29 protein-coding genes are annotated in these 24,858 nt (G+C 66.6%); 12 read left to right on the top strand and 17 right to left on the bottom strand.

Features of this window, described 5'->3' with window-relative positions:
- Nucleotides 1-47 precede the first annotated feature (47 nt).
- The 8 genes from OMP43_RS07765 to OMP43_RS07730 all read right to left on the bottom strand — a co-directional run bounded on the left by OMP43_RS07765 (nt 48) and on the right by OMP43_RS07730 (nt 5,063).
- Nucleotides 48-335, bottom strand: a complete 288-nt coding sequence (locus OMP43_RS07765; protein WP_280279144.1) for a hypothetical protein — start codon at nt 333-335, stop codon at nt 48-50.
- 44 nt (nt 336-379) lie between these two features.
- A complete protein-coding gene (locus tag OMP43_RS07760) occupies nt 380-1,099 on the bottom strand; it encodes a CAP domain-containing protein (protein ID WP_280279143.1) in 720 nt (239 codons plus the stop codon).
- A 109-nt stretch (nt 1,100-1,208) separates the two neighbouring features.
- Nucleotides 1,209-1,811, bottom strand: coding sequence for a CAP domain-containing protein (locus OMP43_RS07755; protein ID WP_280279142.1), 603 nt, complete (start codon nt 1,809-1,811; stop codon nt 1,209-1,211).
- A 345-nt stretch (nt 1,812-2,156) separates the two neighbouring features.
- A complete protein-coding gene (rplI, locus tag OMP43_RS07750) occupies nt 2,157-2,774 on the bottom strand; it encodes a 50S ribosomal protein L9 (RefSeq protein ID WP_280279141.1) in 618 nt (205 codons plus the stop codon).
- Nucleotides 2,775-2,786: 12 nt separating this feature from the next.
- Entirely contained in the window at nt 2,787-3,011 is a 225-nt protein-coding gene (rpsR, locus tag OMP43_RS07745) for a 30S ribosomal protein S18 (RefSeq protein WP_010543816.1), read from the bottom strand.
- Between the two features lie 15 nt (nt 3,012-3,026).
- Complete coding sequence (rpsF, locus tag OMP43_RS07740) at nt 3,027-3,413, bottom strand: 30S ribosomal protein S6 (RefSeq protein WP_280279140.1); 387 nt, start codon at nt 3,411-3,413, stop codon at nt 3,027-3,029.
- A 227-nt stretch (nt 3,414-3,640) separates the two neighbouring features.
- Complete coding sequence (locus OMP43_RS07735) at nt 3,641-4,597, bottom strand: hypothetical protein (protein WP_280279139.1); 957 nt, start codon at nt 4,595-4,597, stop codon at nt 3,641-3,643.
- Between the two features lie 133 nt (nt 4,598-4,730).
- Nucleotides 4,731-5,063 (bottom strand): RcnB family protein, encoded by a 333-nt coding sequence (locus tag OMP43_RS07730; protein WP_280279138.1) that lies wholly within the window; start codon nt 5,061-5,063, stop codon nt 4,731-4,733.
- 221 nt (nt 5,064-5,284) lie between these two features.
- Between OMP43_RS07730 and fabD the strand changes: the two genes are divergently transcribed.
- From fabD to OMP43_RS07680, 10 genes are all read left to right on the top strand, one after another.
- On the top strand, nt 5,285-6,220 hold the full coding sequence (gene fabD / locus OMP43_RS07725) for an ACP S-malonyltransferase (protein ID WP_280279137.1): 936 nt from the start codon (nt 5,285-5,287) through the stop codon (nt 6,218-6,220).
- A 49-nt stretch (nt 6,221-6,269) separates the two neighbouring features.
- Nucleotides 6,270-6,686, top strand: coding sequence for a GxxExxY protein (locus OMP43_RS07720; protein ID WP_280279136.1), 417 nt, complete (start codon nt 6,270-6,272; stop codon nt 6,684-6,686).
- A gap of 23 nt (nt 6,687-6,709) precedes the next feature.
- The gene (gene fabG, locus OMP43_RS07715; protein WP_280279135.1) at nt 6,710-7,447 is read left to right on the top strand and encodes a 3-oxoacyl-[acyl-carrier-protein] reductase; all 738 of its coding nucleotides are present in this window, start codon (nt 6,710-6,712) and stop codon (nt 7,445-7,447) included.
- Between the two features lie 28 nt (nt 7,448-7,475).
- Entirely contained in the window at nt 7,476-8,000 is a 525-nt protein-coding gene (locus OMP43_RS07710) for a hypothetical protein (RefSeq protein ID WP_280279134.1), read from the top strand.
- Between the two features lie 95 nt (nt 8,001-8,095).
- Complete coding sequence (locus OMP43_RS07705) at nt 8,096-8,605, top strand: hypothetical protein (RefSeq protein WP_280279133.1); 510 nt, start codon at nt 8,096-8,098, stop codon at nt 8,603-8,605.
- 101 nt (nt 8,606-8,706) lie between these two features.
- Nucleotides 8,707-8,955 (top strand): acyl carrier protein, encoded by a 249-nt coding sequence (locus tag OMP43_RS07700; RefSeq protein WP_086129474.1) that lies wholly within the window; start codon nt 8,707-8,709, stop codon nt 8,953-8,955.
- Between the two features lie 166 nt (nt 8,956-9,121).
- Entirely contained in the window at nt 9,122-10,381 is a 1,260-nt protein-coding gene (gene fabF, locus OMP43_RS07695; protein WP_280279132.1) for a beta-ketoacyl-ACP synthase II, read from the top strand.
- Between the two features lie 97 nt (nt 10,382-10,478).
- Nucleotides 10,479-11,390, top strand: a complete 912-nt coding sequence (gene mltG, locus OMP43_RS07690; protein WP_280279285.1) for an endolytic transglycosylase MltG — start codon at nt 10,479-10,481, stop codon at nt 11,388-11,390.
- On the top strand, nt 11,387-11,656 hold the full coding sequence (locus OMP43_RS07685) for a hypothetical protein (RefSeq protein WP_280279131.1): 270 nt from the start codon (nt 11,387-11,389) through the stop codon (nt 11,654-11,656). Before mltG ends, OMP43_RS07685 begins: the two co-directional genes overlap by 4 nt.
- Before the next feature lie 178 nt (nt 11,657-11,834).
- The gene (locus tag OMP43_RS07680; RefSeq protein ID WP_280279130.1) at nt 11,835-13,445 is read left to right on the top strand and encodes a peptidase S10; all 1,611 of its coding nucleotides are present in this window, start codon (nt 11,835-11,837) and stop codon (nt 13,443-13,445) included.
- Nucleotides 13,446-13,528: 83 nt separating this feature from the next.
- Here OMP43_RS07680 and OMP43_RS07675 read toward each other — a convergent pair whose 3' ends face one another.
- The 9 genes from OMP43_RS07675 to OMP43_RS07635 form a co-directional block, all read right to left on the bottom strand.
- Complete coding sequence (locus tag OMP43_RS07675) at nt 13,529-13,933, bottom strand: group III truncated hemoglobin (RefSeq protein WP_280279129.1); 405 nt, start codon at nt 13,931-13,933, stop codon at nt 13,529-13,531.
- 467 nt (nt 13,934-14,400) lie between these two features.
- The gene (eda, locus tag OMP43_RS07670; RefSeq protein ID WP_280279284.1) at nt 14,401-14,991 is read right to left on the bottom strand and encodes a bifunctional 4-hydroxy-2-oxoglutarate aldolase/2-dehydro-3-deoxy-phosphogluconate aldolase; all 591 of its coding nucleotides are present in this window, start codon (nt 14,989-14,991) and stop codon (nt 14,401-14,403) included.
- 14 nt (nt 14,992-15,005) lie between these two features.
- Nucleotides 15,006-15,974 carry a glucokinase gene (gene glk / locus OMP43_RS07665; RefSeq protein ID WP_280279128.1) on the bottom strand — a complete coding sequence of 323 codons (969 nt, stop codon included), beginning with the start codon at nt 15,972-15,974 and terminating at the stop codon, nt 15,006-15,008.
- A 202-nt stretch (nt 15,975-16,176) separates the two neighbouring features.
- Nucleotides 16,177-18,000, bottom strand: coding sequence for a phosphogluconate dehydratase (gene edd, locus OMP43_RS07660; RefSeq protein ID WP_280279127.1), 1,824 nt, complete (start codon nt 17,998-18,000; stop codon nt 16,177-16,179).
- Nucleotides 18,001-18,171: 171 nt separating this feature from the next.
- Nucleotides 18,172-18,879: a 6-phosphogluconolactonase gene (gene pgl / locus OMP43_RS07655; RefSeq protein WP_280279126.1), complete on the bottom strand. Its 708-nt coding sequence runs from the start codon at nt 18,877-18,879 to the stop codon at nt 18,172-18,174.
- Nucleotides 18,880-19,031: 152 nt separating this feature from the next.
- Nucleotides 19,032-20,489 carry a glucose-6-phosphate dehydrogenase gene (gene zwf / locus OMP43_RS07650; RefSeq protein ID WP_280279125.1) on the bottom strand — a complete coding sequence of 486 codons (1,458 nt, stop codon included), beginning with the start codon at nt 20,487-20,489 and terminating at the stop codon, nt 19,032-19,034.
- A gap of 383 nt (nt 20,490-20,872) precedes the next feature.
- The gene (argC, locus tag OMP43_RS07645) at nt 20,873-21,814 is read right to left on the bottom strand and encodes an N-acetyl-gamma-glutamyl-phosphate reductase (protein WP_280279124.1); all 942 of its coding nucleotides are present in this window, start codon (nt 21,812-21,814) and stop codon (nt 20,873-20,875) included.
- A complete protein-coding gene (locus OMP43_RS07640) occupies nt 21,811-22,005 on the bottom strand; it encodes a hypothetical protein (protein WP_280279123.1) in 195 nt (64 codons plus the stop codon). Before OMP43_RS07640 ends, argC begins: the two co-directional genes overlap by 4 nt.
- Before the next feature lie 118 nt (nt 22,006-22,123).
- The gene (locus OMP43_RS07635) at nt 22,124-22,474 is read right to left on the bottom strand and encodes a MarR family transcriptional regulator (protein ID WP_086129485.1); all 351 of its coding nucleotides are present in this window, start codon (nt 22,472-22,474) and stop codon (nt 22,124-22,126) included.
- A gap of 204 nt (nt 22,475-22,678) precedes the next feature.
- On the opposite strand from OMP43_RS07635, the gene secG reads away from it, so the two are divergent.
- A complete protein-coding gene (secG, locus tag OMP43_RS07630; protein WP_280279122.1) occupies nt 22,679-23,074 on the top strand; it encodes a preprotein translocase subunit SecG in 396 nt (131 codons plus the stop codon).
- A gap of 107 nt (nt 23,075-23,181) precedes the next feature.
- Complete coding sequence (locus OMP43_RS07625; protein ID WP_280279121.1) at nt 23,182-24,816, top strand: CTP synthase; 1,635 nt, start codon at nt 23,182-23,184, stop codon at nt 24,814-24,816.
- The last annotated feature ends 42 nt before the right edge of the window (nt 24,817-24,858 follow it).

Raw genomic sequence — 24,858 nt, 5'->3', positions numbered from 1 at the left:
AATATACAAAGCCTGCCCAGCCTCTGAACCAGGGCGCATGCATCGGCCTATCGCCGCACCTTCCCGAAGTGCCACGCGCAATAGCTTCCCAGTACCAGCCAGCCGGCGATCACCGGCCATATGCCATAGATCCGCAGCGAATAGCTGAGCAGCGCCGAGATGCCGATCAGCAGGTTCGCCGAGCCCCAGTAGAAGTTCATCAGCGGCGTTGAGAGCCCCACGCCGCGCGGGCGGGAAAAGGGCGTGGGGAAGGGTTCGCCGCGCAGGCCGGCGGCGAGATGGGGGATCGCGTTGCAGAGCAGCGCCCCCGCGAGGAACAGCACCAGATAAGCCATTTAGGCACGATCCTCACCGATAAGAGAGCGTCTGGCAATGCGCCTCAGCGCTTCGTCGTCGCCGGCATCCGAAAAACCTGGCCGCCGCGTGCCCGGGCCCATTCCGGCACCACCGGCGAGCCGTCGGCGGTGCCGCTGAAATCGACCACGCAGATGCTGCCGAAGCGTCGATGCGCGCCGCAGCCGACGCCGGCGAAGCGGAAGTCCGACTGGAACAGCAGCGCGCGATGCCCCCGGCCGCGCACGCCGTCGTCGATGATCAGGCTGCGGACGACCGCGCCTGCGTCGCCGCTGCCATACCAGATGCCTTCGCCGACATAGATGTCGCCGCCATGCCGCCGCACGCGCTCGCCGGGGCTCAGCCCGTCGCGCGAGACATGGCCGTTGCCGCCGGTGGCGCCCTGGTCGTCGGCATGATCCTGTGCCGCCAGCGTCAGCAACTCAGCCCGGCCGAGCGGCGGCAACGGCTCCTGACGCTCCAGAAAATCGATCGCCTCATCGACTGCGTCGACGCCCTCGTTGGTGATCACGCCGTTCTGGTCGCCCGGCAGGAACAGCACCCGGCCGTCGAAAAAGTCGCGATATTCCCGCAGCGTCTCGGCATATTCGCGGGGGTTCGCGCGCGCGCGATTGATCTCGGTGAGTACGTCATGCTCGAGGCGCGAGGCATTGGTGGCGCGCTCGCCGGCCGAAGCGGCGGTGCCGCCGGCCAGCAACAGGGCGCCCGCGCCGAGCGCGGCGATCCAGCGGCTCTTGGCAATCACGATCGGGCTCCCCCCGGAGCCGGCCGGGCCCCGCGCCCGTCCGTTGCGTCACGGATAGTGACATCCGCTTAACCGCCTGAGAAGGCAAGCGGATATTCGGGAGTTAACCTTAGGGGCGGCCGTCGGCCTGCCGGCCGAGATCGGCGACGCACATCACCCGATACCCCTTGTGCGGCCCGCAGGCGACGCCGGCATGGCGCATCTCGGCCGCGAACAGCGTCCGGCGGTGCCCGCGGCCGGGCACGCCGTCATCGACGATCAGCTGGCGGACCACCTCGACGGCGCTGGGCGGACCATAGGTTATCACTTCGGCGACATAGTCGCCGCCGCCCCGGCGCTGCACGCGGACGCGCGGATTGCCGCCATCGGCCGAGATATGCCCGGTGCGCCCGCTCGGTCCCTGCTCGCGGACATGGTCGCGCGCGGCGCGGGCGAGCAGGGCGGACGGTTCGATCGGTTCCAGGGGCGCCTGACGCTCGAGGAAATGGATCGCTTCGTCCACTGCCCGTGTGCCCTCGTTGGTGCGCAGCCCGTCCGGATTGCCGGGATAGCGGACGATCCTGCCCTTGAAGAGCTTGCGATAGGCGCGGAGGCGTTCGGCATAGTCGTGTGGCCGAGTGCGGGCGAAATTGATCTCGGTGAGTATCGCGGCCTCCAGCCCGGCCTGGGGCGGCGCGACGATCGCGAGCGCAAGGGGGAGGAAAGGTGGCATCCCGCTCCCTATAGACGGTATCGGGGTGAATGCCTCCCGAACAAAAGATTAACGCACGCTGCAACCTTGCTCGGCCCAGCTCGTTCTATGCGGTGAACAACAGGCAAGGTTCTGATCAAGATGAACAAGGTTTTGCCCGTGGTATTGGCCTTGATCCCGTTGGCGGCGGTGATTGGTGCTTGCGTTTCTTGCCCGTGATGCAATGGTTGCATTCATGAGTTCTGGTTGATGCCTGGGTTTTACTTGGGATTTCTCCGGAGTGCTGAAGTCTCCAATGGGTCGCACAAGAAAAGGGCCGCCCCGGCATTCCGGGGCGGCCCTTTCATTTTCCCGTGACGGGGGCGATCAGCCCTCGGCGGTCTCGCCTTCGTCGGCGGCCGGAGCTTCCTCGCGGACCTCGGCAGTCGCGCCCGGCTCGGCGTTCGGATCATAATCCTCGACGAAGCCGGTGGTGTCGCGGCCTTCCTCGAACATCTGGGCCATCACGTCGACGCCCTGGGCCTGCATGTCGGCCTCTTCCGGCGAACGGGCGACGTTGACCTTGACGGTCACCGACACCTCGGGGTGCAGCGCGACGCGCACTTCGTACACGCCGATCGCCTTGATCGGCTTGTCGAGCACGACCTGCGCCTTGGTGACCTTGTGGCCGTCGGCGACGAGCGCCTCGACCAGGTCGCGCACCGCGACCGAGCCGTAGAGCTGGCCGGTGTTCGACGCCTGGCGGATCAGAGTGACGGACACGTCGTTGAACGAGCCGGCTTCCTTCTCCGCGTCCGTGCGGCGCGAAGCGTTCTCGGCCTCGATGCGGGCGCGGTTGGCCTCGAAGACCTTCTTGTTGGCTTCGTTGGCGCGCAGCGCCTTCTTGCGCGGCAGCAGGTAGTTACGGGCGAAGCCGTCCTTGACCTTCACCACGTCGCCGATGCCGCCGAGCTTCTCGACGCGCTCAAGCAGAATAACGTCCATGGGGTGCGCTCCTTACTTAACGATGTAGGGCAGCAGGCCCAGGTGGCGGGCGCGCTTGATGGCCTGGGCCAGCTCGCGCTGCTTCTTGGCGCTCACCGAGGTGATGCGCGACGGGACGATCTTGCCGCGCTCAGAGACGAAGCCCTGGAGCAGACGGACGTCCTTATAGTCGATCCGGGGAGCGTCCTTCGCGGAGAAGGGGCAGCTCTTGCGACGGCGGAAAAACGGGCGTGCCATGTTCTCTCTACTCCCTTACTCGCCGAAACCGGTGTTGCCGGCCTCGTCACGGTCGCGACGGCCACGGCCGCGCTCACGGTCGCCCTTGCGCATCATCACCGACGGGCCCTGCTCCAGCTCGTCGACCTTGACGGTCATGTAGCGGATCACGTCTTCGTTGATCTGGGTCTGGCGCTCCAGCTCGGCGACCACGCCGGCCGGCGCGTCGATCTCGAGCATCACGTAATGCGCCTTGCGGTTCTTGGCGATGCGATAGGCGAGCGAACGAAGGCCCCAAGTCTCGGTCTTGACGACCTTGCCGTTGTTGTCCTCGACGATCTTGGTGGCGGCTTCCGCCAGAGCGTCCACTTGCGCCTGGGCCAGATCCTGGCGCGCAAGGAACACGTGCTCGTAAAGAGCCATGTATTCTCTTCCATGTTGGCCGATCGCTGACGCCACCCCATGCGGCGCCCCTCCGGCTGTCGTCTCAAGTCAATGGTATCGCGCGAACGGGAACCACTTCCTGCTCGAACGAAGGCGCGCCCTTAGCGGAGGCGGGCAGGAGAGGCAAGCGCTAAACCCCGCCGGTGCTTAGGGAGGAGGGAGACGCATCCGGGCCAGGCCGCAAGCCTTGCTCCCATCGGCCCCGCTCAATACCGGTCGCCATTCCCCCGCGGCCGCGGCATCGGCCGGGTGTCGCTCGCCACGATCGGTGCCGGGCTGCGCGAGAGCCAGCCGCCATCATCGTCGAGCCGGGGCTTGGGGAAGTCCGCCGGCGGATGGATCGGGCCGCAGGATTCGTCGTCCCACTGGATGCAGCGGATCCGGTCATTATAGACCACGCCCCGGACGTTGCCGGTGCTGCCGTCCGGCCGGGCATAGCTGCTGTCGAGATACCATTCGCGGTTCTTCCGCGGCTTGCCCGAGCGCACCGGCTCGGCAACCCGCCCCATGTCGATGCCGCGAAAATGGCGCGAGAAGCTGTCGAGCTCGACCGCGGCGCGGAAGCGGCTTTCCGGCGATCCCGGTCCGTCGAGCCGGGGGGTCAGCCAGTTGATCCGGCGGTCGCGCCGCGCCTCTTCCTCGCCCAGCTTGGTGATCCAGCCGGTGTCGCGCACGAACATGCCGACGGTGGAGAAGGTCACTTCGGACTGTTTCGGAATGCCGCGCACCGAGACGATCTGGCCCTGGAAGCCCTTGGCGCCGCAGGTCGTCGCCTGCCACATCGTGCCGTCCGCCTCGTAGAGTTCGCAGCCCACCGCGGTGCGCCGGCCGATCAGCGTGCCTTCGCGCAGCCCGTTCGGCCCCTCGAACCCGCCGACCGAATAATAGAAGCCGGTGACGTGCTCGCCATCGAAGCTGAGCACCACCTTCACGCCGCCGCCGACGACCTGCTGATAGCAGCGCTGGTCGGGATAGGGGCAGGGGGCCTGCTCGCGGCGGCGCAGATCGGCGGTGACCGAGGTCTTGCCGGTATAATTGCCGAAATAGGCGACCTGGCCTTCGAAATCGGGGGCGAGGCCGCCATCGTCGCGGTCCGCCGCAATCGTGGCGAATGGCATCAACACGGCCGCGGCAAGGGCCGTGAGGGCTGCTGCCCTGAACATCCTGCATTCCTCCCTGTCGACGCTCGTTAACCATAACACTAACGGAGCCGAAACGAGGAGTCGGATTCTTCGCGCGAACGTAAAACGGCAGGGCATGGCCCTGCCGTTTCGTGCGTCCGTCCCGGGTTCTGCTTCAGCGGATCGCGCCCGCGAACACCGCCGCGATGATGCCCGAGGTGATGCCCACCAGCACTGCGTCGTTGCCCGACTGGACATAGCGATAGCCGCGCGGCGGGGCCTTCAGGCCGCGATAGTGGCGATAGTCGATCTGGCGATAGTTGCGGGCATAGCGGCTGTCGAAGCGCTCGCCTTTGCGCCAGTTGCGATAGCCCGGCCTGGTGACGACGACCTTCTTCTTGACGACCACCTGTTGCTGCGCCGGCAGACGGCCGTGCTGCGGGGCGGCGGCGAGCACCGGGGTCGCGACCAGCGACGCGGCGACGGCGGCGAGAACGAACTTCTTCATGACTGCACTCCTCTTGTCGGTGGCGCCGGATTGCTCTGGCGTCGGAGGCAATCTGGGCAGGCCGTGTCGCAGGTGTTTCCCGTTCGATACGCGAAATGGTCGCAATGTTTCGCAAGCGCGGCGGCTTCGTTCAGTTTCGGCGCGGCGCGCCCGGGGTTGCGTCGGGCAGGGCGCGGTTCTAACGCGCGGCCCCATTGCAGCGCCGCCGACAGGAGAGAGACATGCGCGCCTTCATCTTCCCCGGCCAGGGCAGCCAGGCCGTCGGCATGGGCAAGGCCCTGGCCGAAGCGAGTGCCACCGCCCGCGAAGTCTTCCAGGAAGTCGACGAGGCGCTGGGCCAGAAGCTGTTCCAGCTGATGGTGGAGGGGCCCGAGGATCAGCTGACCCTCACCGCCAATGCCCAGCCGGCGATCATGGCCAATGCCGTCGCGGTGCTGCGCGTGCTCGAGAAGGAAGGCGGCATCCGCCTTGCCGACAAGGCCGATTTCGTCGCGGGCCATTCGCTCGGCGAATATACCGCGCTCTGCGCCGCCGGTGCCCTGGACCTCGCGACTACCGCGAAGCTGCTCCGCATCCGCGGCGATGCGATGCAGGCGGCCGTGCCCGTCGGCGTCGGCGCGATGGCCGCGATCCTCGGTGCCGACCGCGAAAAGGCCCAGGCTATCGCGGACGCGGCGGCCGAGGGCCAGGTCTGCACCGTCGCCAACGACAATGATCCGTCGCAGGTGGTGATCTCGGGGCACCGCGAGGCGATCGAGCGCGCGCTCCCGATCGCCAAGGAGATGGGCGCCAAGCGGGCGCTGCTCCTGCCGGTCTCGGCGCCGTTTCACTGCCCGCTGATGCAGCCTGCCGCCGACGCGATGGCCGAGGCGCTGGCGGCGGTCTCGATCCAAGCGCCGCTGGTGCCGGTCTATGCCAATGTCACGGCAGCGCCGGTCGCCGATCCCGACACGATCCGCGCGCTGCTCGTGGAGCAGGTGACCGGCATGGTCCGCTGGCGCGAATCGGTGCTGGCGATGTTTGCGGCGGGCGTGACCGATTATGTCGAGTTCGGCGGCAAGGTGCTGGGCGGCATGGTCAAGCGCATCGCCCCCGATGCCGCGCCGGTGAGCGTGGTGACGATGGACGATATCGAGGCGCTGGCGAAGGGGCTGTAAACAGGCAGAGAGTGGTTCACGCAGAGACGCGGAGGCGCGGAGATTGGGCTTGAGGGACATTGAGCAGATCAGCGGCGACGTCGTGGATGTCGCGTTGCGGTTGCATCGTGAACTCGGCCCCGGCCTGCTCGAAAGCGTCTACGAGGCTATTCTTGCCAGCAAGCTGGCTTCAATGGGATATGCCGTTGCACGTCAGCGGCCGATCGACATCGAGTTTGACGGCCTTCGGTTCGAGGGAGCGTTCCGCATAGATTTGCTGGTGGGAGAGCGCTTGCTGGTCGAGATCAAGTCGGTCGAGCGTTTGACCGCCGTGCACGGAAAGCAGCTTCTCACCTATTTGCGTCTGACCAAACAGCCCGTAGGGCTGCTGATCAACTTCGGCGGCGCAACGCTGAAGGAGGGGCTCAGGCGAATCGTGAACGATTATTCCCCCTCCGCGTCTCCGCGCCTCCGCGTGAACCAATAACTTCTTTCCTCTGGAGACCCCCAATGTTCGACCTCACAGGCATGACCGCACTCGTTACCGGCGCTTCCGGCGGCATCGGCTCCGCGATCGCCAGGGCGCTGGCCGCGCAAGGCGCCCGGCTCGCCGTGTCGGGCAGCAATGCCGAGAAGCTCGAGGCCTTTCGCGCCAGCCTGGGCGGCGATCATGTCGCGCTCCCCTGCAATCTTTCCGACAAGGCCCAGGTCGATGCCCTGGTGCCCCAGGCGGTCGAGGCGCTCGGCCAGCTCGACATCCTCGTCAACAATGCCGGCGTCACGCGCGACAATCTTGCGATGCGAATGAAGGACGAGGAGTGGGAGCAGGTCATCACCGTGAACCTTGAGGCCGCCTTCCGCCTGATCCGCGCCGCCGCCAAGCCGATGATGAAGGCGCGATTCGGCCGCGTCGTCTCGATCACCTCCGTCGTGGGCGCGACCGGGAACCCCGGCCAGGCCAATTATGCCGCGTCCAAGGCCGGCCTTGTCGGCATGTCCAAGGCGCTTGCCCAGGAACTGGCCAGCCGCAACATCACGGTGAACTGCGTTGCCCCGGGCTTCATCCGCTCGGCGATGACCGATGTGCTGCCTGAGGCGCAGAAGGAAGCGCTGCTCGGCCGCATCCCCGCGGGCAAGCTGGGCGAGGGCGAGGACATCGGCGCCGCCGTCGTCTATCTCGCCAGCAGGGAGGCAAGCTACGTCACCGGCCAGACCTTGCATGTGAATGGCGGTATGGCGATGCTGTGAGCCTGGCGGGGCTGGCAGGGGGCATAAGATGAAAGCGTTGACTACGGCGATCCTGTTGGCGACCACATTGCCTAATGTGTCGTTTGCGCGGGATGCGAGCGAGTTGCAATGTCTCGATGCCTTGGAAACCTCCGCCGTGGGAAGCGTGGCGTTTCAAGTGGCGCATGGCGGCGGTCCATCGCTGGAGGCGTTCGGCCGTATGATCCAGGCCAAGGCCAAACCGTGCCTCGATCGCTATCGGTGGAACGGAGCGGTTGGCGACGCGGCGGGCCGATATTTCGAGACAATCGTGATGCGGGATTACCTGGCCACCGAGCTCGGCAAGCACGATGGAGTGCTTGATCGCATCAACGTGTCCGTCGCGAACATGCCCGCCGACCGACGCGATCGCCTCATCTCCAAGGCGCTCACTTCCGCAGACAAGCAATGGATGCGCGATGAAATCCGTGCGGCTGGTTTGACGACGGACGCCACCGATCTCGAAATGGGAACGATGTACATGCTCTTCAGCGTGCGAGCCCCCCGGATGATCGAAATCTGGAAGACCTTGTGAGCGCTCTTGGAGATGGGCAAGTATCACGGGCCCAACATCGCTGCGCTAGCGGCTGGAGTGTGATGTCTATGCGTCTTTTCGGAATCGCGGCTCTCATGGCCGCAGCCTTCGCAATCCCGGCCAGGGCCGCGGATCTCGCGACGATCGATTGCGTGATCGGCAAGCTCAAGCCTGCCCTGACCGAGCAGATCGGCAAGGACGTCACGCGCAACATGGGGGAGGGCGCCGCAGTGCGCCCCACCTATGATCCGGCGGTCGGCAGCGGCATCTCGATCGCCGCCAAGGAATGCGCCGATGCGCACAAATGGTCCGAGGCGGCACTGGAGGCCGCGCGGGTCTACACGCTCGCCAGGCTCGGCCAGCCGATCGCCGAAAAGGCCGTTGTCGACCAGGGATTCGACCCCAACGAGCTCGAGACCCGGTTCGACGCGCTGCCCGAGGATGCGCGCAACCGTCCGCTCACCACCGAGGAAATGCAGCAGCTGGTGATCGCCTCGGTCACCGACGAAGCGAAGCAGACGCGCGCCAATGCGGCGCTGCTCAATAAATATTTCCTCTTCCTCAGCACCGTCCGCTACGCGGCCTGGCAGTTTTCGCAGGCCTGACCGCAACGGCACCCACGCGCACCCTCTTGCAACGACATCATGTGCGATCTAGGTGCGTTCCAACGATATTGAGCCCCTAGCTACAAAGGAAAACAGGGACCATGGCCACTCAGGAAGAGATCACCACCCGCGTGACTGCGCTCGTCGTCGATCACCTCGGTGTCGACGCAGGCGACGTTTCGCCGACGGCGAGCTTCATTGATGACCTGGGCGCCGACAGCCTCGACATCGTCGAGCTGGTGATGGCGTTCGAAGAGGAATTCGGCGTCGAGATTCCCGACGACGCGGCTGAGAAGATCAGCACCGTCGGCGACGCGGTCTCCTACATCTCCGAGCACCAGGCAGGCTGATCGCCCCCGGGCGATCGCGCCCTTATGGGCCGAGCTTGAGAATCCAGCGGCTCCCCGTCCCGGGCTCGAAGAGAGTTGGGCGGGGAGCCGTTTTGTTTTTGCCATGAAATCAGGTATTTCGCCTGCTTTCATGTGCGAATTTCGAGAAGTTTGACGGAGAAAGCGGATGCGCCGTGTAGTTGTCACCGGCCTTGGCCTCGTCACCCCGCTGGGCGCGGATGTCGAGACTGCCTGGAAGAACATCATCGCCGCCAAGTCCGGCGCGGGCACGATCACCCGCTTCGACGCGACCGATTTCCAGAGCAACTATGCCTGCGAAGTGAAGGGTCCGGACCATGAATATGGCTTCGATCCGGGCAAGCGCGTCGATCACAAGGTCCAGCGCCAGGTCGATCCGTTCATCGTCTACGGCATCGATGCCGCCGGCCAGGCGATCGAGGATGCCGGCCTCACCGACATGCCGGAGGAGATGCGCTTCCGCGCCGGCTGCTCGATCGGCTCGGGCATCGGCGGCCTGCCGGGCATCGAGAGCGAATCGCTCGTCCTGGCCGAGAAGGGCCCGAAGCGCGTCAGCCCGCATTTCGTCCATGGCCGCCTGATCAACCTGATCTCGGGCCAGGTCTCGATCAAATATGGCCTGATGGGCCCGAACCATGCGGTGGTGACCGCCTGCTCGACCGGCGCCCACTCGATCGGCGACGCCGCGCGCATGATCGCGATGGACGATGCCGACATCATGCTCGCCGGCGGCGCCGAGAGCACGGTCTGCCCGATCGGCATCGCCGGCTTCGGCCAGGCGCGCGCGCTGTCGACCGGTTTCCGCGACGACCCCACCAAGGCCAGCCGCCCTTGGGACCAGGATCGCGACGGCTTCGTCATGGGTGAGGGCGCGGGCATCGTCGTGCTCGAGGAATATGAGCATGCCAAGCGCCGCGGCGCGAAGATCTATGCCGAAGTCGTCGGCTATGGCCTGTCGGGCGACGCCTATCACGTCACGGCGCCGCATCCCGAGGGCTCGGGCGCCTTCCGCTCGATGCAGATGGCGATGAAGAAGTCGGGCCTCGACCTTGGCGACATCGACTATATCAACGCGCACGGCACCTCGACGCCGCTGGGCGACGAGCTGGAGCTCGGCGCGGTGCGCCGCCTGTTCGGCGACGCGATCGGCGGCCTCTCGATGAGCTCGACCAAGTCGGCGATCGGCCACCTGCTGGGCGGCGCGGGCGCAGTGGAGAGCATCTTCTGCATCCTGGCGCTGCGCGACCAGATCGTGCCGCCGACGCTGAACCTCGACAATCCGAGCGAGAATTGCGCGGGCGTCGATCTCGTTCCGCACATCGCCAAGCAGCGCAAGGTCCGCGCGGTGCTGAACAACTCGTTCGGCTTCGGTGGCACCAATGCCAGCCTGGTGATGAAGTCTGTCTGAGGAAGCGCCAGCGCCGGCGGAACAGCCTGCCAAGCCCCGCAAGCGGCTTGGCGGCTGTGCCGTTCTGGTCGCGATCCTGGTGCTGGTCGCGCTCGGCATGGGCGTGCTCCAGCTCTGGGGCGGGGCCGGTCCGGCGAAGCAGAATCTGACGGTGATGATCCCGGAAGGGGCGAGCCTGTCGCGCGCCGCCACCGAGCTGGAAAAGGCCGGTGCGATCGGCTCGGCTCGCCAGTTCCTCGTGCTCGCCAAGCTGCTGGGCAGCAAGGATGCGATCAAGGCGGGCGAATATCGCGTGCCGGCGCATCTCAGCCAGTCCGACATTCTCAAGATGATGCAGGGCGGCCGCACGCTCCAGCGCTTCGTCACGATTCCCGAAGGCACGCCTTCGATCCTCGTCTACGAGACGCTGATGAAGGCGCCGCAGCTCACCGGCGAGATCCAGGTGCCGGTGGAAGGCACGGTGCTGCCGGACAGCTATGCCTATAATCGCGGCGATACCCGCCAGTCGGTGCTCGATCGCATGCAGAAGGCGATGGCGACTTACCTCGCCAAGGCCTGGGAGGCGCGCAAGCCCGGCATCGCGGTGAACGATCCGCGCGACGCGCTCACGCTCGCCTCGATCGTCGAGAAGGAAACCGGCAAGCCCGAGGAGCGCCGCACCGTCGCCGCGGTCTATTCGAACCGCCTGCGCCAGAACATGATGCTCCAGGCCGACCCGACCTTCATCTACCCGATCACCAAGGGCAAGCCGCTCGGCCGCCGTCCGCTCCTCTCCGAGGTGCATGCGAAGAACGACTACAACACCTATGAGAAGGTGGGCCTGCCGATCGGCCCGATCACCAATCCGGGCCGGGCGAGCATCGACGCGGTGCTCGATCCCGCGACTTCGTCGGCGCTGTATTTCGTGGCGGACGGCACCAGCGGGCACGTGTTCGCGGACACGCTCGAGCAGCACAACGCCAATGTGCAGAAATGGTACGCGATCCGCCGGGCGCGGGGAGAGATGTGATCCGGGCCGTGCAAGAGTTGCGCGGCGAACTGCGGGTCATCGGCGACAATGCGACGCTTGTGCTTGAGGATGGCGAAGCGATCGCGATCGCCGTACCCGGTTTCCTTGAGAGGCTGTTGGATGGGGTGCCCTGCTATGTCGGTGGTTCCTATCTCTATCGGGACCGGGTGCTGATTTTCGGCACAGTGGATAGTCGAACCCGGCTATTGGTGGAGTTCCAATCGGGAACGCTGTTCCGCGAAGACGAAGGCGACTATCCCTTCTGATGCCTTTGCCGCCAGGCGGGCCTCGTCGCGTGGAAGAGGGAGGGCAGTGGGTGGATCTGCATTCCGCCGTGCCGCTTCCCCGGCGAGGGATATCCGCAGGACATCCCCGTCCGCTTGTCTCCCAAATCGCGGCGTGTAACATTGTTTCGTCATCGCTACGAAACCGGGGAATCGCCGCATGCATCGCCTTGTCCTGCCCAGCCTTCTGCTTGCCACCGCCGCGCCGGCCTGGGCACAGGACAAGGCCGAGCCGCCGGCCGCCAAGGGGCAGGGCTATCGCGAGCAGCTGAAGGCGGAGGCCGAGGCGGCATGGGCGCGTCCGCCCGTCGCGGAAGCCAGCGCGGTCAGCCATGGCGCCGTGACGGTGGCGGGGCAGAACATCGCCTATACCGCCACCGCCGGCACGCTCACCGTCCGCGATGACGAGGGCAAGCCCACCGCATCCTATTTCTACACCGCCTATACCCGGGATGGGGTGGGGAAGGGGCCGCGCCCGGTTACCTTCTTCTACAATGGCGGCCCTGGCTCACCGACGATCTGGCTGCACATGGGCAGCTTCGCGCCGGTGCGCGTGACCACCGCCAATCCCGAATATATCCGCCCAGCACCCTATGGCTTCGGCCCCAATTCCCATTCGCTGATCGACAAGACCGACATGGTGTTCGTCGACGCGATCGGCGCCGGCTGGTCGCGGCCGCTGGGCGACAAGACCGGCAAGGATTTCTGGGGCGTCGACCAGGACGCCGATGGCTTCGCCCGCGCGATCCTGCGCTACACCAGCAAGTTCAACCGCTGGGCCTCCCCGAAATTCCTGTTCGGCGAAAGCTATGGCACGCTGCGCAACCCGGTGGTTGCCGCCAAGCTCGAATCCGCGGGCCTCAGCCTCAACGGCATCGTCCAGTTCTCGACGATCATGAACTATGGCGTGCGCCAGCCGGGCTATGACCAGAATTATCTTACCCTGTTCCCGACGATGGCGGCGACGGCCTGGTATCACAACCGCCTGCAGAACCGCCCGGCGGACCTGGGCGCCTTTCTCGACGAAGTGCGAGCCTTCACCAGCGGCCCCTATGCCGCGGCGCTGGCCAAGGGATCGACGATCTCGCCGGAGGAAAAGGCCGCGGTCGCGGCAAAGATGGCCGAATATACCGGCATCGGCCAAGCCTATATCCTGCGCGCCGACCTGCGCCTCACTCTGCCGCGCTTCCAGACCGAGCTGCTGCGGGATCGCCGCCTGGCCGTGGGCCGGCTCGACTCCCGCTACCTGCTGAACGTTACCGATGCCAATGCCGACAGCCCCGAGGACGATCCCGCCTCGACCGCGGTCTCGGGTGCCTTTGTCGCGACGTTCCAAGACTATGCGACGCGCGTGCTCGGCTACAAGACGGACATGCCCTATCGCATGAGCGCGCGGGGCCCGGGCTTCGAATGGGACTGGAAGCATCGCGCGCCGGGCGACGGTACCCATCTGGCGCCGGACAGCGCCGTCGACCTCGCCTATACCATGCGCACCAATCCCTATCTCAAGGTGTTGTTCATCAACGGCTATTTCGACTTCGCCACGCCCTTTTACGGCGCGGAGTTCGATGTCAGCCACATGTTGCTGGATTCGCAGCTCCAGAAGAACATCCGCTTCACTTACTATCATGCCGGGCACATGGTGTATCTGAATCCGGACACGCTGCCCGAGATGCACCGCGATCTCGCGACCTGGTATGACGATGCGCTGCGCGCCGCGGCCTCGAGCAGCCCGCCGGCGCGTCCGGAGGCCAAGGCCGGCAAGAACTGACGAGAGGGTTCGGGTACGGCTTCAGGCGAAGCCTTCGCCCGGCCCCAATCCAAGCTTGCCGTGGTGGTGGACGGCGATGCCGTTCAGGAAGCTGTTCGCGATCTCCGGGCGCGCTCATGGACATGCTCGGCGGCGTCCCCGCCACCGATCTCGGCCAGGGTCGCGGCGAACAGGTCGAGCCAGCGCGCGAACATCGGCTTATCGAGCCCCGGCATGGCGAGGTGCAGCGGCATCGGCCGCCCCAGATACTCGCCGCTGCTGAACAGGACCGAGCGCCAGAAGCGCTTCATCTGGGCGAGATGCGGCTCCCAATCGGTGATCCGCGCGCCGAAGACCGGGCCCAGCACCGGATCGGCTTGCACGCGACCATAGAAGCGCTCGACCAGCTCGGAGACATAGGCATCGTCGATCCCCATCTCCGCCGCCGTCCGCCGCTTCTCGTCGCGCATCGCGATGGCATGGGCGGAGGGTGTGCCGGTCTTTTCCATGGCGGGTATGTGGTGTGGATAGCCCGCGATGGAAATGGGGCATTCCGTCCCAGATGTGCGGCCATGGCTACTATACCGTCATCCCGGCGAAAGCCGGGATCTCGGGCGATGAAGGGGCAGGGCGGCCGGCTGGACCACAAGTCGCACGGCGTGCCGTGCATCGGGGTCGCAGCCTCGCCCGCCCAACGCGTCCAGCAGCACCGCGAAGGCAAGGGCTCGAAATTCCGCGCTCGGTACAGCTTCCAGCCCGAGCCCCATGACATGATCGACGACGCGATCCGTCGCGAGAAGCTCGCTCAAGGAGTGGAGGCGAGAATGGAAGCTCGAGTGGATCGAGCGCTCCAATCCCGAATGGCGCGATTGTTCGACGACATTCGGGAATGGAGCCGCCCGAGATCCCGGGCTTTCGCCGGGATACGATATTTGTTTGAGGGCCGTCGCCCGGCGAAAGCCGGGGTCTCAGGCGATCAGCCCTTCAGCGTCGCCGCTTCGCGCGCCAGTGCCTCGACCTGCTCGTAGCTCGCGCCCTTGGGGGTGACCCAGGAGCCGCCGACGCACAGGATCGGATCGAACGCCAGCCATTCCGGCGCGGTCGCGGCCGAGATGCCGCCGGTCGGGCAGAATTTGCACTGGTAGAAGGGCGCGGCGAGCGCCTTCAGAGCCTTCAGCCCGCCCGAAGTCTCGGCCGGGAAGAACTTGAAATGCGCCAGGCCCAGGTCGAGCCCGCGCATGATGTCGCCGGCATTGGCCACGCCCGGCAGATAAGGCACGCCGCTGCGCACGATCGCGTCGCCCAGCCGGTCGGTCAGGCCCGGCGAGACGATGAACTCGGCATCGGCCTTCATCACCTGCTCGAACTGCTCGGTGTTCACCACCGTGCCCGCGCCGACGATCGCGCCCTCGACCTTCTTCATCTCGGCGATCGCCTCCAGTGCGGCCCCGGTGCGCAGCGTCACCTCGAGCACGCGCAGGCCGCCCTTCACCAGCGCCTCCGCCAGCGGCCGGGCCGTGGCGGCGTCTTCGATCACGAGCACCGGGATCACCGGCGCGGTCTTCATGATGGCTTCGATATTCAAAGGGCATGCTCCTGCGCGAACGCCGCGGCGGCGCCGTACAGGCCCGGCTGCGGGTGCGTGATGAGCTTCACCGGAATGGAAGACATCAGCCCCTGGAACCGGCCCTTGGCGACGAACCGCTGGCCGAAGCCCGACTGCAACAGATGGTCCTTGAGTCGCAACCCCAGACCGCCGGCAATCACCACGCCGCTTGGGCCGTGGCACAGCGCCAGGTCGCCGGCAACTGCGCCCAGGCTCAGGCAGAAGCGGTCGAGCGCGGCCACCGCCAGTTCGTCCTTGCCCTCCAGCGCGAGACCCCAGATCGCCTTGTCGTCGAGCCGGTGGACCGGCTTGCCCTCGAGCTCCGCCAGCGTCTCATAGAGCGAGACGATCGCCGGGCCGGCCACCACGCGCTCCTTGGAGACGCGGGTATAGGTCTTGCGCAGGCGCTTCACGAGCGCATCCTCGATCGGGTCGAGCGGCGCGAAATCGCTGTGCCCGCCTTCGGTGGCGATCACGTCATATCCGGCGCGGTGGCGGAAGACCTGGGCCACGCCCAGGCCGGTGCCGGGGCCGCACACGGTGATCGACCCCTTTTCCGGCAGCGCCTGGTCCGGCCCGCACAGATGGAGGAAATGCTCCTCGCCCATCTGCGCGACGGCATGGCCGATCGCCTCGAAATCATTGACCACCGTCCAGCTGTCGGCGCCCAGCCGCTCGGGGATCAGGGCAGGACGGATGATCCAGGGATTGTTGGTGAGCTTGATGATGTCGCCGCCCACCGGCGAGGCCACGGCCAGCGCCGCCGCCTTGGGCAAGTCCCGACCCAGCGTCTCGCCATAGGCCTGCCAGGCGAGCTGCAGGCTGGCATGTTCCGCCACCTTCTGTGTGATCGGCTCGCTGATCGAGACCACGCGGCCCTTTGCCACTTCGGCAATGGCGAAGCGGGCGTGCGTGCCCCCGATATCGACCGCGACGACTTCCATTCGGGCTCCTGATCCTCTCATCCGCCTGGGCCTGTCAACGTTGCCATGCCCGGCTGCGCCCTTCTTCCCCCGTGCGACGCAGAAGTAAAGGACAACCGTCCCGTGATATTTCCGTCGTCCCGGCGAAAGGCGGGATCTGAGGCAAAGGCGCGGGGCGAGAGCCGCACGAGATCCCGGCTTTCGCCGGGATGACGGCTTTGGCTTAAAGCCCTGCTTCGGCCAGCATCGCGGAAGCGCCCTGCTCGGCTTCGTCGCAATGGTGGCGCAGCATCGCGAACAGCTCGCGGCCGGTGCCGATCGCCGGCGGGGGCGGCGCCACATGCGCGCGCGCGTCCCATTCCGCTGCGTCGACCAGCGCGCTCAGCTCGCCCGTCTCGGCGCAGAGCCGCACCACATCGCCGTCGCGCAGCTTGCCGATCGGCCCGCCTCCCAGCGCCTCGGGGCTGAGATGGATCGCGCAAGGCACCTTGCCGCTCGCGCCCGACATCCGCCCGTCGGTCACCAGCGCGACCTTGTATCCGCGATTCTGGAGGACGCCCAGCGGCGGGGTGAGCTTGTGCAGCTCGGGCATGCCATTGGCCTTGGGGCCCTGGAAGCGCACGACCACCACCACATCGCGATCGAGCTCGCCCGCCTTGAAGGCCTGCTGCACCTCGGCCTGGTCCTGGAAGACGCGGCACGGCGCCTCGATCGTCCAGCGCTCGCGCTCCACCGCGCTCACCTTGATGCAGGCGCGGCCCAGATTGCCCTTGAGGATGCGGAAGCCGCCCTCGGGCGAAAAAGGTGCCTCGGCAGTGCGCAGGATGGTGTCGTCGCCGCTCTCGGCGCCGTGATCGACCCATATCAGTTCGTCGCCGGCCATCTCCGGCTTGCGGCCATAGTCCGCCATGCCGCCCTTGCCGACAGTCAGCGTGTCGGCATGCATCAGCCCGGCGCGGAGCAGTTCGCGGATCACGAAGGTCGGGCCGCCGACATCCTCGAAGCCGTTCACATCGGCCGAGCCGTTGGGATAGACGCGCGCCAGCAGCGGCACCACGCGCGAGAGCCGGTCGAAATCGTCCCAGTCGATCGTGATCCCGGCCGCGCGCGCGAACGCCGGCACATGGATCAGATGGTTGGTCGAGCCGCCCGTCGCCAGCAGCACGATGGCGGCGTTCACGATCGCCTTCTCATCGACGACATGGCCGATCGGGCGATAGTCGTCGCCGTTCCAGCCGATCTCGGCGAGCCGGTGGACGGCGGCGCGGGTCAGCTCCTGGCGTAGCTTGGTGCCGGGATTGGCGAAGGCCGCGCCCGGCATGTGCAGGCCCATCGCCTCCATCATCATCTGGTTGGAGTTCGCGGTGCCGTAGAAGGTGCAGGTGCCCTTGGAGTGATAGGCGGCGATCTCGGCGTCGAGCAGTTCGTCGCGGCCCACCTTGCCCTCGGCATAGAGCTCGCGGATCCGCGCCTTCTCCTTGTTGGCCAGGCCCGAGCGCATCGGGCCGCCCGGCACCAGCACCATCGGCAGATGGCCGAAGCGCAGCGCGCCCATTACCAGCCCGGGCACGATCTTGTCGCAGATGCCGAGCAGCGCCGCGCCTTCGAAGGTGCGGTGGGAGAGGGCGACCGCGGTGCTCAGCGCGATCGTGTCGCGGCTGAACAGCGAGAGCTCCATGCCCTGATAGCCCTGGGTCACGCCGTCGCACATCGCCGGCACGCCGCCCGCCACCTGCGCGGTGGCCCCGGCCTCGTGCGCCCAGACCTTCATCTGCTCGGGATAGCGGTAATAGACCGCATGCGCCGACAGCATGTCGTTATAGGCGGTGACGATGCCGATATTCATCGAGTGCCCGGCCTTCAGCTGGTCGCGCTGCTCATCGGTGCCGGCATAGGCATGGGCGAGATTGGCGCAGCCGAGCTTGGGCCGGTCGTTGCCCGACTCGCGCTCGGCCTCGACCAGCGCGAGATAGGCGCGGCGGCGCGCCTTGGAGCGTTCGATCACCCGATCGGTGACGGCGGCGATTTCGGTGTGGAGCTGGGTCATGTGCCTATTCCGCTTGTACTGGCTGCTCCCCGGCTGCGGCCGGGGCCCGATATCGGGCTGATTGTCGAGGCGCCCGAACCTCTCGAACGACATCGCGACCGGGCCCCGGCCGCCGCGAGCGCCCGCGGGGCGGACGCTCGGGGCTGGCTTTGCCGGGAACCGGGCAAGGCGTCATGCCGCCCAGTGGATATCCACCGGCAGCTCGACATCGGCGAGGACGCGGCCGACCGGATAGCTCGACGAAGCGCCCTGCTCGATCGCCGCTTCCAGCACTTCCTTCTTCGCCTCGCCGGTGATCGCGATCATCAGCGCGCGGGCGGAGACGATGGCGGCGCGCGACAAAGTCACGCGGGCGACCGGCGCTTCCGGCGGCAGGGGATCGGGCATCACGCCCAGCGCGCGCCGCTCCTTCGGTCCGTTCAGCGCCTCGTCGAAATCGGGGCCCGGGAAGATCGAGGCGCAATGCCCGTCGGTGCCGATGCCGAGCAGGCAGAGATCCAGCGGCCAGTGCACGTCCTGGAGCAGCGCGTCGGCCGAGCGGCCCGCTGCCTTGTAGTCCGGCGCCTTGTCGCTCACCAGCGGGATCACCCGCGCGCCCTTGGGAATGAAGATCTTGCCGATCGCGGTGACGTTGGAGAGCGGATCGCCCAGCGGCACGATGCGATCGTCGCCGGGAAGGATCGTCACGCGCTTCCAGTCGATCTTGGCGCCGGCCAGCTTCTCGTAGATCGGCAGCGGGGTCTTGCCCCCGCCCAGCGCGATCACCGCAGCGCCGCGCGCGTCGATCGCGCTCTCGATGATGAAGCCGATGTCGCCGGCGACGGCCTCTGCCATCTCGTCGGCGCTGTCATAGTCCCACCATTCGATTTCGGTCGTCATGTTCGTTCCTTGCGTTTCAGATGGGTATTCCCGGCTCGAAAATCATCGTCCTGCCGAACTGCCCGACGATCGTCTCGCGCCAAATATCCCATGTTCGTCATCCCCGCGAAGGCGGGGGGACGGTTAAGTTCGCGGCACTGCCTTACGGCAACTCACTCGTTCCACGTCACGCCGTCGCGCTCGGTCAGCGCGATGGCGGCGCTCGGACCCCAGCTGCCCGAGGCATAGGGCTTGGGCTTCACATTCCCGGCTTTCCAGCCTTCGCGGATCGCGTCGATCCACGCCCATTGCGCCTCCACCTCGTCGCGGCGCACGAACAGCGTGGGATCGCCTTCGATAAGGTCGAGGAACAGCCGCTCATAGGCGATGCGGCGGCGAGTGCCGGCGAACTCATGCTCCAGGCTCAGGTTCAGCGGCACTTCCTTCAGGCGGATGCCGTCGCGGTCGAGCCCGGGCTCCTTCGCCATCACCAGCAGCTGGATATATTCCTCGGGCTGGAGGCGGATCACCAGCACGTTCGGCTTCAGCGCGCCGCCGCGATCCTCGAAGATGGAGTGCGGCACCGGCTTGAACTGGATCACGATCTCGCTGCGCCGTTCCGCCAGCCGCTTGCCGGTGCGCAGATAGAAGGGCACGCCGTGCCAGCGCCAATTATCGACATGCGCCTTGATCGCGACGAAGGTCTCGGTGTCCGAGGGCTTTTCCAGATCGGTGTCGTAGGAGCGCACGATCTCGCCCTTCACCGCGCCGCCGCCATATTGGCCGGTCACGGTCAGGTTGGGCACATCGGCCCCGGCGACCGGGCGCAGCGAGCGCAGCACCTTCACCTTCTCGTCGCGGATCGAGGTGCCGTCGAAGCGGGCCGGCGGCTCCATCGCGATCAGCGCGAGCAGCTGGAGCATGTGGTTCTGCACCATGTCGCGCAGCGCGCCGACATCGTCATAATAGCCCGCGCGACCTTCGAGGCCGACCGTCTCGGAGACGGTGATCTGGACATGATCGATCCCCTGCGCGTTCCACACCGGCTCGAACAGCGAATTGCCGAAGCGCAGCGCCAGGATGTTCTGCACCGTCTCCTTGCCCAGATAATGGTCGATCCGGAAGGTGCGATCCTCCGGAAACGCCTCGGCGACGATGTCGTTGACGATGCGGCTCGACTGGAGGTCGACGCCCAGCGGTTTCTCCAGCCCGATGCGGACATTGGCGCCGGTCAGCCCGGCGGATTCGAGCCCCTTGATCGTGGGCCCGAACAGCGAAGGTGCGGTCGACAGGAAGATGGCGAGCCCGCTGGAGATGTCGCCGAGCTTCTCGGCCAGCGCGGCGAAGCCTTCCGTCTTCGAGGCATCGAGCCGCTGATAGAAGATCCGCTCGAGAAAGCTGCCGACAGCGCTGTCATCCTTCCTGTCGGCCGGCACGAAATGATCGAGCGCTTCGCGGGCGAATGCGCGGAAGCCGGCATCGTCATAGTCCGAGCGGGCGGTGCCCGTGATGGTCAGCCCTTCGGGCAGCAGGCCGTCGGCATGAAGACCATAAAGCGAGGGGAGCAGCATCCGCTGGGAAAGGTCGCCGGTGGCACCGAACAAAAGCAATTTGCCCGCGGGCTGTCGCATGGATCGCCTCTCTGTCGTCGTTTCGGGCCCGCGAGACACCAATGAGGCGCAAAGATCAAGGCCGGGTGGCCGGTCCTAGCTAAGGTAACCGGTGGCAACGGCAAGCCGGGGAGGGGGTTTGTTCGCGCAACGACGCTATGACGCGACGAAGAAGCGGAAGGCGGTTCGCGCAGAGACAAGGCGGTTGGCGCAGAGCGCGCGGAGGCGTTGTGTGCCTGGCCGGCGCTGCCCCATTCGTCATCCCGGCGAAGACCGGGATCTCAAGCCGCATCGCATTGCCGCACGAGATCCCGGCTTTGGCCGGCGTGAAAGCATCTCGGCGCGAACTAAGGAAAAGGCCGGGCATCACGCCCGGCCCAGCTAAACCCGCAGGCAAACAAGTCCTACAGCACCAGTCCCGCGGTCTGGTCGAACCCCGCCATGATGTTGAGGTTCTGCACCGCCGCGCCGGCCGCGCCCTTGCCGAGATTGTCGAGGGTCGCCACCAGCCGTGCCTGGCCGGTCTCGGGATTGCCGAAGACCCGCAGCGAAAGCCGATCGGTTCCCGCGTCCTCCTCGATGCACACTGTCGCCGCGTCGCCGGGCAGCACCCGCACGATCGGCGAATCCCTGTATGCCTCGCGCAGCGCATTCTCGATGGCGTCCAGCGACGGCCGGCGCGTGAATGCCTGAAGGGGCAGGGGGACTTCGACCAGCATGCCGCGATAGGTCCGCGCCACCGCCGGCTGGAAGATCGGCGGATGGACGATGCGCGCGTGCTTGGTCATCTCCGGCACATGCTTGTGCGCGAGGTTGAGGCCATAGTTGCGGAACGCGGTGCCGGTGTGATTCGGCGCGCCCGCATCCTCGAACTCGGCGATCATCGACTTGCCGCCGCCCGAATAGCCGGAGACCGCGTTGACGGTCAGCGGATGGTCGTGCGGCACCAGGCCCGCGCGAATCAGCGGGCGGACCAGCGCGAGGAAGCCGGTGGGATAGCAGCCCGGATTGGAGACTCGCGCCGCCTCGGCGATCTGGGCGGCCTGGCCGGGTTCCAGCTCGGGAAAGCCATAGGACCAGCCATCGGCCACGCGGTGCGCGCTCGAAGCGTCGATCACGCGAACCTTGGCGGCCTTGATCATCTCCACCGCCTCGCGCGCGGCGTCGTCGGGCAGGCAGAGGATCACGAAGTCCGCCGAATTGAGCGCATCCTCGCGCTTCGCGGCATCCTTGCGGTCCTTGTCGCTCAGGATGATCTGCTCGATCCCCTCGCGGCCGTCGAGCCGCTCGCGGATTTCCAGGCCCGTGGTGCCCACGGCGCCGTCGATGAAGACGCGAATCGTCATGCCGCCGGGCGCTCCAGCATCGCGGCGGGCACATAGCCGACCAGATTGTGCCCGGGCGCGACGCCCCAGGCGTGGTCGCCGGCGAATTCGAGCACTTCGAACGAATCCCCCGCCGAAAGCTGGGCGAGAGTCTCCGAATCGGGCTTGGGGCCGGCATGGAGCGCTATGGGCGAGGCGATGATGCGAGGCATAGGCGCCGCATAATGGGGTGCGAACACCCGATCCGCCAGACGTACGTCTGCCAGGTCACGACGAACGGCATCGACCCTGGGATCGATGGGAACCGAACGGCCCTTCAGCGAGAAACGCTTACGCGCTGGCCCTGCGGGCGACTGGCTCGATGTGCTGGCCAGTGAGGAAATGCCCGAATTCTGCAAGAAACTCTGCCCCTTCCGCGGTCTTTGCGACGAAGATGTTCCGCTTGTCGGTATCGTCGCGTTGACGGCGCAGATAGCCGAGCGTGCCCAGACGATTCAAGGCACGCGTGACGACGGGCTTCGAGACGTTCAAAGCCCGGGCCAATCCGCGCACGGTATGGGGGCCGGGATCCAGATAGACGAGCATCAGCAGCGCCATTTGCCGATTGGTCAGGTCCGGTTCGCCCGATCGCACATAGTCGACGAGCGTGTTCTTCCAGGAAGAAAGCGAGCTGTCGGTCATTGCGTTCACGGCATCTACTCTGTTGTTTTGCCCCCGATACGCCGGGGCTGAAGCTCATAACGCGCGTGAACCGATCCGGTTTCAGTCCGGATGCGAAATGTTACGGCTTTGTTGAACCGGCGGGGCCAGCTGGGCCTTCCAACGGTTGATCGGAGCGGGCGGCTCCCCTATGTGCCGCCTTTCTTCAAGAGGTCCGCGCATTTCATGTTCACCTTCCTGCTCATCGTCCAGGCCTTCATCGCCGCGGGTCTCGTCGGCGTGATTCTCCTGCAGAAGTCGGAGGGCGGCGGCCTCACCTCGAGCGGCAGCCCCTCGGGCCTGATGTCGGCGCGCAGCGCGGCGGACTTCCTGACGCGCACCACCGCGATCCTCGCCACGGCGTTCATCGCCATGTCGATCCTGCTGGCCTTCCTGGCCGCGAATCGCCACGGCGCGACGATCGACGCCTCGCTCCAGCGCGCCGCGCCGGCCGCGGCGCCGCAGGCGCTGCCGACCACGGCGCCTCCGGGTGGCGCGGTGCCGTTCGCCCCGGGCAACAGCACGGCTCCGGCCGCGCCGTCGCCGGCGCAGGGCAACAGCACGGTTCCGCTGGCCCAATAAGCTTCGCCGGCCCCGGCGCGTCCGGGGCCTGTCCACAAAAAATCTGCGCACCGGCGTGAGTCGCACGCTTGCCGGTGCGCGCCCATTCACGTTAGGCGTTTTCTCCCATGGCGCGGTATATCTTCATCACCGGCGGCGTGGTCTCCTCGCTAGGCAAGGGTCTCATGGCGGCGAGCCTCGCGGCTTTGCTCCAGGCGCGTGGCTATCGGGTCCGCATCCGCAAGTTCGATCCCTATCTCAACGTCGATCCCGGCACGATGTCGCCGCACCAGCATGGTGAGGTGTACGTGACCGACGACGGCGCCGAGACCGATCTCGACCTGGGGCATTATGAGCGCTTCACCGGCGTCGCATCGCGCCAGTCGGACAACATCACCTCGGGCCGGATCTACAAGACGATCATCGAGCGCGAGCGCCGCGGCGACTATCTGGGCGCCACCGTCCAGGTGATCCCGCACGTGACGGATGCGATCAAGGCGTTCGCCCAGGAAGATACCGAGGATCTCGATTTCGTGCTGTGCGAGATCGGCGGCACCGTCGGCGACATCGAGTCGCTGCCCTTTGTCGAGGCGATCCGCCAGCTCCGTAACGACCTGGGCCGCAACCAGTCGGTCAGCGTCCATCTGACGCTGGTGCCGTACATCGCCGCTGCCGGCGAGCTGAAGACCAAGCCGACTCAGCACAGCGTGCGCGAGCTCGCTTCGCTCGGCGTCCATGCCGATGTGATCGTCTGCCGTAGCGAGAAGCCGCTGCCGGCGAGCGACCGCGCCAAGATCGCGCTGTTCTGCAACGTGCCCGCCTCGTCGGTCATTCCGGCGCTCGACGCGCCGAGCATCTACGGCGTGCCGCTCCAATATCATGCCGAGGGCCTCGACGTCGAAGTGCTCAAGGCCTTCGGCATCGACGTCCAGGGCTCGCCCGACCTCAGCCGCTGGGAAGAGATCGTCGACCGCGTCCTCAATCCCGAGGGCGAAGTCACGATCGGCGTGGTCGGCAAATATATGGGCGTGCCCGACGCCTATAAGTCGCTCACCGAGGCGCTCACGCATGGCGGCATCGCCAACCGGGTGAAGGTCAATATCCGCTGGCTCGACGCCGAGCTGTTCGAGCACGACAAGGAGGAAGAGATCACCGCGGCGCTCGAGCCGCTGCATGGCATCCTCGTCCCCGGCGGCTTCGGCGAGCGCGGCAGCGAGGGCAAGATCGCCGGCGTGAAGTTCGCCCGCGAGCGCAGCGTGCCGTTCTTCGGCATCTGCCTCGGCATGCAGATGGCCTGTATCGAGGGCGCCCGGGCCGGTGGCGTAGCCGACGCCTCCACCACCGAGTTCGGCCCGACCGAGCAGCCGGTGGTCGGCATGATCACCGAGTGGATGACCTCGGAAGGCCTGCAGACGCGCGAGGCGGGCGGCGACCTGGGCGGCACGATGCGCCTCGGCGCCTATCCCGCGAAGCTCGGGGGCAATTCGGTGGTCGCGTCGATCTACGGAGCGGAGGAAATCAGCGAGCGCCATCGCCATCGCTACGAGGTCAACACCGCCTACAAGCCGGTGCTCGAGCAAGGCGGGCTGGTCTTCTCGGGCATGTCGCCGGACGGTTCGCTGCCCGAGATCGTCGAGCGGCCGGACCATCCCTGGTTCGTCGGCGTGCAGTTCCATCCTGAGCTCAAGTCGAAGCCCTTCGATCCCCATCCCCTGTTCGCCAGTTTCATCCAGGCGGCGGTGCGGCAGAGCCGGCTGGTCTGACCCCGGCTGCATCGAGACGCGAAAGGCCGGGCCGGGTGCCCG

This window comes from Sphingomonas sp. CBMAI 2297, from assembly GCF_029870595.1.
GTDB lineage: Bacteria > Pseudomonadota > Alphaproteobacteria > Sphingomonadales > Sphingomonadaceae > Sphingomonas.
The sequence above is the reverse complement of the archived record's forward strand: the minus strand, read 5'-3'. Positions and strand labels throughout refer to the sequence as shown.

Excerpts from the sequence above, each read along its gene's own strand:
- OMP43_RS07765 (WP_280279144.1), bottom strand. The coding sequence starts at position 335 with ATGGCTTATCTGGTGCTGTTCCTCGCGGGGGCGCTGCTCTGCAACGCG.
- OMP43_RS07755 (WP_280279142.1), bottom strand. The coding sequence starts at position 1,811 with ATGCCACCTTTCCTCCCCCTTGCGCTCGCGATCGTCGCGCCGCCCCAG.
- rplI (WP_280279141.1), bottom strand. The coding sequence starts at position 2,774 with ATGGACGTTATTCTGCTTGAGCGCGTCGAGAAGCTCGGCGGCATCGGC.
- rpsR (WP_010543816.1), bottom strand. The coding sequence starts at position 3,011 with ATGGCACGCCCGTTTTTCCGCCGTCGCAAGAGCTGCCCCTTCTCCGCG.
- rpsF (WP_280279140.1), bottom strand. The coding sequence starts at position 3,413 with ATGGCTCTTTACGAGCACGTGTTCCTTGCGCGCCAGGATCTGGCCCAG.
- OMP43_RS07735 (WP_280279139.1), bottom strand. The coding sequence starts at position 4,597 with ATGTTCAGGGCAGCAGCCCTCACGGCCCTTGCCGCGGCCGTGTTGATG.
- OMP43_RS07730 (WP_280279138.1), bottom strand. The coding sequence starts at position 5,063 with ATGAAGAAGTTCGTTCTCGCCGCCGTCGCCGCGTCGCTGGTCGCGACC.
- fabD (WP_280279137.1), top strand. The coding sequence starts at position 5,285 with ATGCGCGCCTTCATCTTCCCCGGCCAGGGCAGCCAGGCCGTCGGCATG.
- fabG (WP_280279135.1), top strand. The coding sequence starts at position 6,710 with ATGTTCGACCTCACAGGCATGACCGCACTCGTTACCGGCGCTTCCGGC.
- OMP43_RS07710 (WP_280279134.1), top strand. The coding sequence starts at position 7,476 with ATGAAAGCGTTGACTACGGCGATCCTGTTGGCGACCACATTGCCTAAT.
- OMP43_RS07705 (WP_280279133.1), top strand. The coding sequence starts at position 8,096 with ATGGCCGCAGCCTTCGCAATCCCGGCCAGGGCCGCGGATCTCGCGACG.
- OMP43_RS07700 (WP_086129474.1), top strand. The coding sequence starts at position 8,707 with ATGGCCACTCAGGAAGAGATCACCACCCGCGTGACTGCGCTCGTCGTC.
- fabF (WP_280279132.1), top strand. The coding sequence starts at position 9,122 with ATGCGCCGTGTAGTTGTCACCGGCCTTGGCCTCGTCACCCCGCTGGGC.
- mltG (WP_280279285.1), top strand. The coding sequence starts at position 10,479 with ATGGGCGTGCTCCAGCTCTGGGGCGGGGCCGGTCCGGCGAAGCAGAAT.
- OMP43_RS07680 (WP_280279130.1), top strand. The coding sequence starts at position 11,835 with ATGCATCGCCTTGTCCTGCCCAGCCTTCTGCTTGCCACCGCCGCGCCG.
- OMP43_RS07675 (WP_280279129.1), bottom strand. The coding sequence starts at position 13,933 with ATGGAAAAGACCGGCACACCCTCCGCCCATGCCATCGCGATGCGCGAC.
- eda (WP_280279284.1), bottom strand. The coding sequence starts at position 14,991 with ATGAAGACCGCGCCGGTGATCCCGGTGCTCGTGATCGAAGACGCCGCC.
- glk (WP_280279128.1), bottom strand. The coding sequence starts at position 15,974 with ATGGAAGTCGTCGCGGTCGATATCGGGGGCACGCACGCCCGCTTCGCC.
- edd (WP_280279127.1), bottom strand. The coding sequence starts at position 18,000 with ATGACCCAGCTCCACACCGAAATCGCCGCCGTCACCGATCGGGTGATC.
- pgl (WP_280279126.1), bottom strand. The coding sequence starts at position 18,879 with ATGACGACCGAAATCGAATGGTGGGACTATGACAGCGCCGACGAGATG.
- zwf (WP_280279125.1), bottom strand. The coding sequence starts at position 20,489 with ATGCGACAGCCCGCGGGCAAATTGCTTTTGTTCGGTGCCACCGGCGAC.
- argC (WP_280279124.1), bottom strand. The coding sequence starts at position 21,814 with ATGACGATTCGCGTCTTCATCGACGGCGCCGTGGGCACCACGGGCCTG.
- OMP43_RS07640 (WP_280279123.1), bottom strand. The coding sequence starts at position 22,005 with ATGCCTCGCATCATCGCCTCGCCCATAGCGCTCCATGCCGGCCCCAAG.
- OMP43_RS07635 (WP_086129485.1), bottom strand. The coding sequence starts at position 22,474 with ATGACCGACAGCTCGCTTTCTTCCTGGAAGAACACGCTCGTCGACTAT.
- secG (WP_280279122.1), top strand. The coding sequence starts at position 22,679 with ATGTTCACCTTCCTGCTCATCGTCCAGGCCTTCATCGCCGCGGGTCTC.
- OMP43_RS07625 (WP_280279121.1), top strand. The coding sequence starts at position 23,182 with ATGGCGCGGTATATCTTCATCACCGGCGGCGTGGTCTCCTCGCTAGGC.